The 11,944-nt window shown below is 53.3% G+C and carries 8 protein-coding genes; 2 read left to right on the plus strand and 6 right to left on the minus strand.

The features are described 5' to 3' along the window. Positions 1 to 226: 226 nt before the first annotated feature. Entirely contained in the window at positions 227 to 1,453 is a 1,227-nt protein-coding gene (locus VMW13_10895) for an iron-containing alcohol dehydrogenase (protein ID HUV45321.1), read from the plus strand. Positions 1,454 to 2,193: 740 nt separating this feature from the next. On the opposite strand, the gene VMW13_10900 is transcribed toward VMW13_10895, so the two are convergent. From VMW13_10900 to VMW13_10920, 5 genes are all read right to left on the minus strand, one after another. Then, positions 2,194 to 3,000 (minus strand): enoyl-CoA hydratase-related protein, encoded by an 807-nt coding sequence (locus VMW13_10900; GenBank protein HUV45322.1) that lies wholly within the window; start codon positions 2,998 to 3,000, stop codon positions 2,194 to 2,196. Between the two features lie 23 nt (positions 3,001 to 3,023). Next, positions 3,024 to 4,166: an acyl-CoA dehydrogenase family protein gene (locus VMW13_10905; GenBank protein ID HUV45323.1), complete on the minus strand. Its 1,143-nt coding sequence runs from the start codon at positions 4,164 to 4,166 to the stop codon at positions 3,024 to 3,026. Between the two features lie 54 nt (positions 4,167 to 4,220). Then, positions 4,221 to 5,438, minus strand: a complete 1,218-nt coding sequence (locus VMW13_10910; GenBank protein HUV45324.1) for an acyl-CoA dehydrogenase family protein — start codon at positions 5,436 to 5,438, stop codon at positions 4,221 to 4,223. A gap of 166 nt (positions 5,439 to 5,604) precedes the next feature. Continuing rightward, a complete protein-coding gene (locus tag VMW13_10915) occupies positions 5,605 to 5,856 on the minus strand; it encodes a hypothetical protein (protein ID HUV45325.1) in 252 nt (83 codons plus the stop codon). An 8-nt stretch (positions 5,857 to 5,864) separates the two neighbouring features. Then, positions 5,865 to 7,805, minus strand: a complete 1,941-nt coding sequence (locus tag VMW13_10920; protein ID HUV45326.1) for a hypothetical protein — start codon at positions 7,803 to 7,805, stop codon at positions 5,865 to 5,867. Positions 7,806 to 8,380: 575 nt separating this feature from the next. Here VMW13_10920 and VMW13_10925 point away from each other — a divergent pair. Next, on the plus strand, positions 8,381 to 11,416 hold the full coding sequence (locus VMW13_10925) for a glycerol-3-phosphate acyltransferase (GenBank protein HUV45327.1): 3,036 nt from the start codon (positions 8,381 to 8,383) through the stop codon (positions 11,414 to 11,416). Positions 11,417 to 11,569: 153 nt separating this feature from the next. Here the strand turns inward: VMW13_10925 and VMW13_10930 are convergent. Next, positions 11,570 to 11,944: NfeD family protein (locus VMW13_10930; GenBank protein ID HUV45328.1), on the minus strand; the 375-nt coding region annotated here is incomplete at its 5' end.

Raw genomic sequence — 11,944 nt, forward strand, 5'->3', positions numbered from 1 at the left:
GAGGTCTTGCAGTACATACTGCTCGACCGGCTCGGAGAAGACATCAAGGTCATCGTCATACCATCGGGCCAGGGCCTAGACCTGGTACTCCCGGAGATTATCCCCTGAACAGAACAGGCGGTAGTCTCAGTGACGGGGAGTTCCGCGAAATGAATTGTCTGTATCACCATGACATGGTAGGATAGTGTCACCAAAACCAGTCCGCTGAAGATGAGGGAAGTTGATTATGGCATTTCGTGCATTTGTTGTTCCACGTCACATTTACACCGGACCAGGAGCACTGGAGAACCTGAGCACCGTGGAAGCGAAGCGGGCCCTGATTGTTACCGATTCAACACTTCGTAAACTCGGGATAGTGGAACGCGTGGAGAAAATACTGCACACCAGCAACATAGAGACGCACATCTTCGACCAGGTTGAACCGGAGCCATCAATACAAACGGCCCGGGCTGTGTTCTCTGTAGCGCAAGACTTCAAGCCCGACCTGATTATCGGGCTTGGCGGTGGTTCTCCTATGGATGTCGGCAAAATAGCTTGGGTCCTCTACGAGAACCCGGATATGGCCAGCCTGTCGTTTCCGGAATTTCGGGATGAGGTACCGAACTGTGAGCTCCGTAAGAAAGCCAGATATGTAGCAATTGCAACGACCAGCGGCACCGCATCCGAGGTAACCCCGGGCGCCGTAGCTGTAGACCTCAGTATGAATCCGCCTTACAAAACCGGCGTAGGGACGAAAGAGATGGTACCTGATATAGCCATTGTCGATCCCGAACTAACAGTTTCAATACCACCGGATGTAACCGCCAACACCGGTTTTGATGCTCTTATTCATGCCATTGAGTGTTATATACTCGAACCACCGTCGGCCATAGTTGATTCCCTGTCGTTGTGGGCTGCAAAAACCATATGGGAATGGTTACCAAAAGCAGTGGCCAACGGCAAAGACCTAATAGCCCGCGAAAAGATGCACACAGCATCACTCCAGGCAGGGATGGCGTTCGGTAACGCCAGGTTAGGACTGGTTCATGATACAGGTCATATCCTTGGCTCTACCTTCCATATTCCTCACGGTCGAGCCTGTGCTTTCCTGCTGTGCCAATCGTTCGCTCTCATTTATCCTACTCGTAAGGAACGTTTTGGAAGCCTGGCAACTGTACTGGATATAACCGGACGAGGTCATCGTGGCAAGGCTGTCAACCTGTTAACGCACATAAACGAATTGAAGCAAGTGGTAGGAATACCTCTGGCAATTAAAGACGCCGGGATTGACAATGCACGTTTCCAGGCTGAACTCGACAACATGGCCGATGTGTATATGAACAAATTTGGTCAGTACATAGCAAAAATGACACCAGAGCGGCGCCGGGTAGCCGGTGGGCATCCAGTTACTAGTGGTGGGATAAAGGAATTCTACACCCATGCCTGGAACGGGACATGGGCAGAGTTAAAGTGAACCTGCACTGACAGGAAATACAGTTATCCGGGAAGCCGAAACTCTTACGAAAAGCCTGAATTCCAAAACGGTTCGGAGGAATAGGAACCACCCGAGTAGGAATCCATTGGTACCTGTTCAACACCAGGATACATCACATTTGAGAAAGAGTGCTGCATGTATTCAGACACTTGTCAAGAGGAAGACGGTCGTACCGGATTCCGTGATACTATGTTCCGCTTTCTGTCAGCAGACTCTCCGCCATCTTCCTGCCCAGTTCTGCCGCGTCCTCCACGAGTGACGTGCTGCTCCTAACCTCTCCGGGCCTGCTGGCATAGCCACTGGCAACGAATACTCTGCCGTCAGCATAGCTGAACTCATCTGAAAACTGAGATGATATGTGTCATTAATGCGGATTATATCACAATAAAGCATAGTGGAGGATATTGTGCAAAGACAATAGGTAATAAATCTCTAGACGTATTTGTAAACCGCTTGTGGTTAATTAAGCGGCAAGATACTCAAGGACTATTTGTCGGAAGTCTAGTCATAGTACAAGAGAATCAAACATCCCGATGTTTGTGCAGTGGTGACCTGATATTTCAGAGAAATGCAGGTTAAGATTTGGTCATGGCCTTCAAAATATATCGCATCAGCCCAAAGACAGCAGGAAGTACCCGCCCACCCGGGCATGCGGAATGTAGTTGCGACATTGCTGAGGCGAGGTGTGCCGGGACTATGGTAAGCCGCTACCGGGATACTTACTTCCCCTGAAATTCGGCTTTCCTTTTTTCCAGGAAGGACTTGATTCCCTCCTCACGGTCTTCAGTATTGAAACTGTAATCTTGACCGAAGAACTCCAGGCGGCTGCTAACGGCAAGGCTGGTTTCCAGGGCCTGGTAGAGCATCATTTTTGCAATACCAATAGCTATCGGCGGCCCTTCAGCGATGCTTCTGGCTAGCTCGCAGGTGGCTACCTGGAGCTGGTCTGCCGGTACTACTTCGTTAACCAGGCCGATATCTTTGGCTTCTCCGGCACTGATCATTTTCCCGGTAAAAACCAGCTCACACGCTTTGGCCGGGCCTACCAATTGAGTCAGCAGGTAAGCCCCCGCTGATTCCGGGGGAATGCCCCGGCGGACCCAAATGGCGCCAAACTGGGCTTCTTCTGATACAATCCTGATATCACAGGACAGGGCCAGGCTAAGCCCCTGACCTACGGCAAAGCCATTCACGGAGGCAATGGTTGGCTTAACCATGTTTCTAAAAGTATCGGCGAACCGCACCAGGTTCCTGGGACCGGTAGACAGCTTCGTTAGTGGGGTTTGTCGTCCCCTGACCTCAGCGGAGTCGCCTGGTCGTTCTTTTACGTCCTCTCCGACACAAAATGCTCGGCCTGTTCCCGTTAATACTAATACTCTCGATGATGTGTCACTCTCTATTTCTTCAATAGCGTGCCATAACTCGCGGTTCATTTCCGAGGACAGAGCATTTAGCCTGTCAGGACGATTGAGGGTGATAGTGGCGATACCCTCTTTCTTTTCTAAGACGATGGTCTTATAGTCCATGACTTCTACCTCCTTGAAAACGTTTATGAAGTTGTTAGAAGCTGAGCTATCTGTTGACGGTGATAAGTCGGCTCACCGAGAAAGTTATACAGGGAACGAGATGCTCTTGTATGGAAGCTGAGTGCATGTTCCTTTGAGTAACTAACACCACTGAACACCTGGTGCCCAATTGTGCAGACTTCCCAGTAGGCCCGGCTTGCAAGAGCCTTGGCCAGATGTATGCTTTCCATAGCCGGCCTTTGCGTATCGAGCTTCCAGAGGGCTTCATAGGTAGCCCATCGGGCAGCATCCAGATGTGTGACCATATTGATAATCATGTCCTGGACTCTTTGAAAGCGACCGATAGGCATACCGAACTGTACCCTGATACGGCTGTATTCCAGCGTCATATCAAAGACAGCCTGACAACCTCCTACCTTGTAGGCACAAAGGACAGGTATGGCTTTATCTATAGACTTTTGCAGAAGTGGCCACCCCTCGTCTTTGCCGCCAAGCATGGCTGATTGGGGCACCTTCACAGAATCCAGCTTTACCTCAAAAGTTCGTCCCGTGAGAAAACCCGGGAGTCGGGTTACTGAGATTCCTTCGGATTCCCTATCCACTAGAAAGAGAGAAATTCCTTTGGCCGGGTCAGACTCTTTTTCTGTACGGGCGACAACAATAAAATGAGTGGCTGCTTGAGCATCCATGGTGAACAGCTTCAGTCCATCAAGAATAAAATCGCTACCCTCGCTGGTAGCAGTTGTCCGTATCACTCCGGGCCCCCAACTATAATCAGGTTCAGTCAGTGCCAGAGTCAGAATTTGCTTCCCTTCGGCAATGGCTGGTAGAATCTGCTGTTTTTGTTCATCAGTGCCTGCTTCCAGGACAATCAGGCTACTCAATATCCCGGAAGAGAAATACGGTCCCGGTAGAGGACCGGCGCCTATCGCTTCAAAGAGGACGCCGGCACTGGTCAGTGGATTCCCCGCGCCACCATACTGCTCCGGGATGATAATTCCCAACCAGCCCATTTCCACTACCTTGCGCCAGAGTTCGTCTGTGAGACCCGTGTCTGTCTCCTGCAGGTGCTGGATAACCTCCTTGGGGACATCTCGCTTCATGAAATCAAGTGCCGTTGCCTTTAACATCTCTTCACTTTCAGTGAGATTTAAGTCCAAACTCATTTACTGCCTCCCGGGATCATGCTTCGCTTTATATTCCGTTTTGTTTATCCTGACCTATCGTCCAATAGCGAGGGCACGTGAAATAATTATCTTCATTGCTTCCGGGGTGCCTCCCGGAGCCATAGCTATACCATTGCGCTGGCCAACTTCAAAAATACCATCGTCCAGGCGCCAGTCTCCCTCATCGGTGAAGCTGTAGGGCCCAAAGACTTCTGCCATATCATTAATATACTTGCCACCACCGATTTTTTGATACATGGAGAAATGTGGTCCCCCATAGGCACCTCCCTTCCCACCGGCGTTCCTGATGGAAAGTAGCCGCGCTATCTGAGTGTAGAAATAAATATCTACTACCTTATTGAGCAGGTAGGGATGTTCTTTTAAACGCCTTACTATGTTCGGATTACTCTTACACTGGTCAAAGAATTTCTCAGACAGGTAGTTTCGGGAAATCCTGCCGCCACCACCGTGCTCAACGGCAAAGGTAGCCTGAGTAACCTTCCACCCATCTCCTTCCTGCCCGATCAAGCAGGACTCATGGACTCTGACATCGTCAAAGAAAACCGAGTTCTTGACCGCCTCCTGGGTAGCGCCTGTTGGTCCCCAGGCCCCACTGAAGGTAGTCAGCGGGAACAGGTCGAGAGGTTGGATGCTGATGCCAGGTAAATTGGCGGGAATAATGAAACTGGACAAGTTCTCATGCCTTGGGGCTTCCCGGTCACTGCGTGTTAGCAAATATAATTGCTCTGGTGGTGGGTGAAGTCCCCCAACGAAAATCTTCTGCCCGTTAATGATGAAATATTCACCCTCACGGACGTGACGCAGGGCGTTTGTCTGTTGATTGGCTTCGTCTGTGCCAGCTTCCGGTTCGGTCATAAGCTGCCAGGTAAGGGCGTTACCGGCAAGCATAGGAGGCAGATAACGCTTCTTTTGCTCCTCAGTGGCGCAGGCCAGAATGGCCGGTGCCGTCAAGGTTGTCCAATCGTCGATAATGGGAAGAGAATGCTTTCTCCTGGCCAGCTCATCGGATATAACGACGCTATAGGCACCTTCCAGACCACCGCCGCCATAATCACGAGGGTATCCGGGATAAAGCCACCCCTTCTCACCAAGTTTACAGGCAAAATCGCGCCGCTTATGAAACTGTTCATAGCTCATCTTCTGAGCATCTCTTATGGGCTCTATATCATCGGGCATATTCTCGTCCAACCATGCTCCCACTTCCCTGGCAAATTCTTCCTGCTCACTGGTATATTCCATAGAAAAATCCATTTCTATACCTCCTCTATATACAATATGCAGCCAGTGTCTGTTGCCTGATTTTAGCCTTTCCTTTAATATAATAGAGATTGATTGGGATTTCCCACATCAACTCACAACGAGGCATCCCGGTCCTCATCGTTCTTGTCACCAATGATATGTCCCAGTCACCTGGCTGTCAATCACCCACAGGACTGACACACCGGTCGATGTCAATACAGCAGGAAGTAACCTCTCCCCTGGGCGTGCGGAATGTAGTTACGACAGCAGAAGCGATGCGCCTGAGGACATCAGAATACCGGGGACCAGCGGGGTCGTCCACAAGCGTTCCAAACAGGTCAAAGATGACTGCTTCGTATCTCACAGCTTCACCATCAAATGCGGTCTGCCCGTGGTACCAGGTGTTGTGATTCAGAGGGGCTACTATCACTCAAGACGCTACTCCATGACAATGATGTCCCAGACACGCAAGGCGGGAACGGTAACATGGATAAACCCATCCGTAATGTCAAAGGGAAGTGTAAGCACCTCAGGAAAGTCCGGCGAGAGCACCGTGACCCTTGAAAGTCCGGGAAAGAGATTACCGTCTATCATCAGTGAGAGGTCGGTCTTTTCGCGAATTTGCCCGGTTGCGTAGTCGAAGTCGTAGTTAATAATGTGTACGTTCAGCCTGGCCCCGTTGCGCCAGAGCACAACGCCAATGCTGTCATCAAGAGTGCCGGTGGTCACCCTCTTATCCAGATGACTGTCTATCAGGTCCCGGAAGTCAGTCCTGGTCTGTTCCAGGTTCATGGCAGGCGGTTGTTCCGTAGGAGCCTGGTAATATCGGGGTAAGGCAAGGTTCAGGTTCTTCACTGCCTGGTACTGGATATGATGGCAGTAGGTATCTGAAATACACACCCACTCTGAAGTATGGGTTATGTTTTCCGGTTGGTTCTCCTCGTCAGCAAAGAGGAGTGGCCGGTCTGATGTCTCACCGATATAGACCAGGCTGCCTCCTGATTGAACAAAGTCCAGGAGTACTTTCTCTTCGGTAGCAGTGAACCGATGAGACTGGGGCAAGATAATGACCTCGTACCCGGCCAGCCTGTCTGCTGCCAGGTCATCACCACGACTGTAGACGATATCATACTGGTAATGGCAGTCGGTGAGCAGTTGCCCGATGTTAAAAAACAGGACATGTGTCCGGCCGTATAAGTCCTCGTCAGCCATAGTTGTCAGGGAGTACAGCAAGCCAACGCGGGCTTCGCTCTCCCAGGAACCGAAATCGAAAACACCCGGTTTACCGAATATGAAATCATGGTACTTCGCACGCTGACCGCGCCCCGGCATACCGACAAGCTGCGACTGGTTGGCATAGCCTTCAGCAACATAAATGCTGTACAGGTCAGCAATATTATAGTGGCTGAGTATGGCTTCGGTATCACCGAGCCAGCCGACCATTGGTGCTCCGCCGGCAGCCACTCCAAGCTTATATGATACGATGTGCTGGAAGGACCTCTCTTTACCGTACATGGCACCACCGGCAGTCAACAGGTCGTAGTACGGTCTGATATATTGCGCAGACCAGTCGGAGTATCCACAACACTCGGTGAATACCAGCAGGCGGGAGTATTCCTCCCGGGCGTATTGCCTGGCCGTTTCCATGATGAAATTAATGGCCTCGGCCATTGCCCGGGCCTGGAAGTCCCAAAAATCATGGTAAAGCGGGAAGTCCGCGTGGCCCGGGTAGCTGTCGAGCCTGAGGGTAGCCACAGTCCACCCTTTTCCGGTAAGGAAGTCGGAGTAGTCAAAGCTGTCAATATCGCTAATACCGAGTTCACCGAGTTCATCAAGCGAGTACTTGTCCTTCAGGTACTGCCTGAACCCTGCCTCGCTGGCCGGGTTGAAGCTCCCCAGACCACTTCGCACCCATTGCACATTACCATCTGCGTCATCGATGCTGATGGCATCCGCTCCGGCGTCCACTGCTGCCAGCGCTTGTTCGAGAACATAATCACGCCACTCCGGGTGATTGATATCGTAGGCATATTGTGTCGCTTCCGGGTCGCCACCGAAGCCCTCGATGAGGACCAATGGAGAACCATCAAGCTTCAGCACCGTCGCCGCCATCATTTCGGCAGATACCTCTCTTATCACGGAGAGGTCAGCAGAATCTTCTATATCCAGAATAGAAATGGGCACAATGTACCTGATACCCAACGCATGGTAGCGGTCTATATCCTTACTTATCTCGTTGCGAATCCTCTCCGGAGAGGTCAGTCCTCTGCCCCACCAGACTACGGTATACTTCTCTTCGGTCATGTACTCAGGCTCCCCCTGGTAGGTGAAGGTTTGTGGTTCAAGCCACCACTCCTCCAATGGGTCGACCTTTGACACCAGTTCTTCCGGCGCTTGTCCGGGTACTGACTCTGGGGGGGCGGCGGAATCAGATTCTTCCGGTGGACTGGTATCAGGTATAGACGGAGATACTGGCGGAGATACCGGCGGAGACGTGACATCAGGCACCGGCGTCTTCGCCGGCATAGCTGGCGCCGTGCACGAACCCAGCAGTAGTACCAACGTCAACAAGGTAACAATGAAGGGTCTCACATCGTCAATCTAACAATGGCAGGCACTCCTGTCAATGCTGGATGAATAATCCGAGTCAATCAGTAGAGTAAACAATCTGGCTTTTTGTTACTTTACCCATCAGATTCTGACTTTGCCATAGGGGAGCAAAAAGATGTCTTCCAGACAAAATCATCAAAGTCCAGCCTTCCATATCAACTGGCAGGGTGATGAAAAAGGAGAGTCCAGAGGGAGCGCCCCTCAGAGGGGCCGAAACCCCTCTTCCGAGAGGGGCCGAAGCCGAGCTCCCCGTCTCCGGGTTGCACTGACCATAGGATTCCTTGTACTATGGTAGCCTACTTGACTAGTCCTTACATCTCGCATGAGGAGGACAGGGGGCGGGGATGGTGAGTAGTATGGACGGGTTGGTAATGGGCTTGATGGCCCTGGCTCCGCTGGACGACATCCTGCCGCCCGGCTTCCTGAGCCTGCGCACCCTGCTGTTCGCAGTTGCCTGCTACGTCTACGGCTCGATACCGTTCGCCCTCATCTTCACACGCCTGTTCTCGGGACAGAGCGTCTCCGGGAAGGGAACGGGCAACATCGGTGTCGCCAACGCGTTCGGCGTAGGTGGGCTGCAGGCCGGTTTCCTCACAGTCGCCGGCGAGACATCAAAGGTGGTGCTGCCGGTGGCCCTCGCCAGGTACTACTACGACGGCGACATCACGGTCTCACTCGCGCTGGTGTTTGCCGCCGTGCTCGGGGCGAGCTTCTCCATCTTCCTTAGAGGCAAAGGGGGTATGGCAACCACCCTGCTCCTCTTCGCGCTTCTCGCCCTCTCGCCTTTCTCGCTACTCGCCTTTGCCAGCGGGGCTGTCATCCTGCTCCTGACCACAAAGAGGTCCGATGTCACGGCCATCGGCAGCTACGTGCTGCTTCCCGCCGGGCTCTTCCTGATTGAGCGGAGCATCCCTTTCCTCGTGTTCGGGGCACTGGTCGCGGTACTCTATTGCAGCCGGTACCGGCGGGCACGGAGCGACTACGCGTTCTACGTGAGGGGCGGCAGGCGTTTTCTGCCGGGCGTCAGGACACGGTATGTGGTCCCACTCTCCAGTGCAGACCAGCCGGCTGTCGTCGGCCTGAAAGCGCGCAATCTGTGTTTCCTGGAAAGGGCGGGGTTTAGCGTGCCGAGAACACACGTTTGCACGTTCCGGGCATTTGATGACCATGCCAGCGGCGTCACCGACGTTCGTTCTCAGCTGCAGAAAGAGCTGAAGCGACTGGTGGATGAGGAGCGCAGCTACTGCGTACGGTCGTCGGCGAGCCTGGAAGATAAGGCCTATCACTCGTTTGCGGGCCAGTTTGAGAGCTACCTGAATGTACGCTCGGTCTCGAGCGTCGTAGAGGCTATCGAGCACGTATGGGCATCGCTCGCAGGAAGCAGGGCACGGTCCTACCTTCACCGCATGGGACAGTCGTCCAGGGACGCGCAAATGGCGGCCATCATTCAGGAGATGGTGTCTGCCCAGCTCTCAGGCGTAGTCTTCACCAAGAATCCCGTGAGTGGTATGGATGAAATCATCGTGGAGGCTGTCCCTGGGTTCGGGGACGCCCTCGTCCAGGCGGGTGTCACTCCGGACAGGTGGGTCTACAAGTGGGGAAACTGGCTCGAGGTGCCCCACGCGGAGGAGAAAGTCCCGGCGGTCATTACCCAGGTGGTACAGCAGGCGAGGCGGATAGCCAGAAAGTACGGCAGGCCCGTAGACCTGGAGTGGGCCTACGATGGCAAAGAGCTGTACTGGCTGCAACTGAGGGAGATTACCACACTGAGTGGCGTAAACGTATACTCAAACCGGATATCGAGAGAGTTCATGCCGGGCATCATAAAGCCTCTTGTCTGGTCAGTAAACATACCCGTGGTCAACTCATCATGGAAGAAGCTGCTCGTCGAGCTGGTCGGTGGCGCGGCACGGGAGATTAACATCGACAGACTTGCCAAGAGCTTCTACTACCGGGCCTACTTCAACATGGGGGTGGTTGGCGACCTGTTTGAACTGCTGGGGATGCCCAGAGAGACGATCGAGATTCTCACCGGCATAGAGGTACCCGGCCACGATGCGCCCAGGTTCAGGCCGGGCTTGAAAGCAGCCAAGTACATCCCCAGAATGGTCCTCTCCGCGTCGCGGAAGATGGTCTACGCCGTGAGGATGGAGAAGCTCGTCAAAGCCCAGCGCGCCGCGTTTGATGAATACCAGTGCGTGGACTTGGAGAAGCTAAGCGAAGTCGAGGCACTCGACCGCATAGAGGGGCTCATGCGGACTACCTCCGAGGCCTCATACCACGTCATAGTCTCACGACTGCTGGCAGGTCTGGTCAACACACTGCTGAAGAAAGCATTCTCGACTGGGGATCTGCCCCTGGACGGTCCTGGTCGTGACAGGGAGAAGAAGGCGCTGCGAGACATAGATGTCGGCTATCACCTGGCACGGTTGTACGATGTGTACCAGGGTCTCCCGGAGAAAGCCAAGAGACAGGTCTCCCGCACGCCCTTTCATGAGCTTGCCCGGATACCTGAACTGGGTGAGTTCGTCCTCGGCGTGCGGGAGTTTCTCTCCCGCTTCGGTCACCTGAGTGAAAGTGGAAACGACTTCTCCGGGCTGACGTGGCAGGAGACCCCGGACCTTGTGCTGCAGATGGTGGTGAGCCATCAGAGGTCGGCGGTGCAGCAGGTCAACCGGCAGGAGATGGTCGCCCCTGCCAGAGGACCGGTCAGACGCGCGCTCTTGAAGACCATTCGCACGCGGATAGTCAGGCTGCGCACCTCAACGGAAAGGATGAACTTCGTCTACGGATTTGGCTATGCGCTGCTCCGGCCGTACTTCATGCGGCTGGCAAGGCTGTTCCGAGAAGCTGCCTGCATCGACGAAGAGGATGACATATTCTACCTCACACTCGACGAGGTGAGGGAAATAGTGCGGTCCGGGCGTATGAGCAGCCAGATTGGGGCACGTCTTCTCCAGCGCAAGCACGAAGTACGCCAGTACGATGATGTGAGCCTTCCGGAAGTCATCGTCGGCGATACGCCGCTGTCTGTCTCCACCAGAGTCGCGATGTCCCACAGGCTCAGAGGCATCGCCGTGGCGAAGGGGTATTGCGAAGGGCCGGTGAAGGTCGTAAGGGGGCTGGAAGACTTCGGTAAGGTAGGCACGCATGACATCGTGGTTATCCCCTTCTCGGACGTAAGCTGGACACCGTTCCTGTCCAACGCCACCGGCATCATATCAGCATCAGGGGGGATGCTCTCTCACTGTGCCGTGGTCGCAAGGGAGTACGGGATACCGGCTGTGGTGTCTGTGCCGGGGGCCATGGAGCTGAAGGACGGCACATTCGTGGCCGTGGACGGGCTCAAGGGAGAGATTGTCGTCCTCCAGCAGCAGTAGCGAAAGACGTGCCGCCCTCTAGCCGGAACACGTCCTCCCGCGTGTGCAACGATTTGGCTTATTGTTACTTTACCCACTAGACTCTGACTTTGCCACAGGGGAGCAAAAGATGTCTTCCGGACCAAATCATCAAAGTCCAGCCTTCCATATCAACTAGTGGCCTTCACGCTTAACCTTCAATGTCAACCCTTCATTCCCTACGATTTCCACATTCTCGTCAAACTCTATATTGTCATCGAGAGATTCAGCTTTCCAGTATTCGCCCCTAACAATGATAGTCCCAAATGGAGTTAGGGGTTCCACAACTATACCTTGCTCGCCTATCATTCCTTCTCGACCGGTAACCTGCTTCCTGTGGAAACTGGATATCACCGCGATATGTATTACAAGAACAAAGATACCGACTATTATCCCTCCACCAATCATAATCGGCAAAGGAATTTGTATCCCCAGAAAATTTAATATCAGTAGAATAGCTACTATTACTGCCGCTTCGTCCAACAGTAATATCAGGACTTTACCCCAGTC

The organism is Dehalococcoidales bacterium (assembly GCA_035529395.1).
In the GTDB taxonomy this organism is placed as follows: Bacteria; Chloroflexota; Dehalococcoidia; order Dehalococcoidales; family Fen-1064; genus DUES01.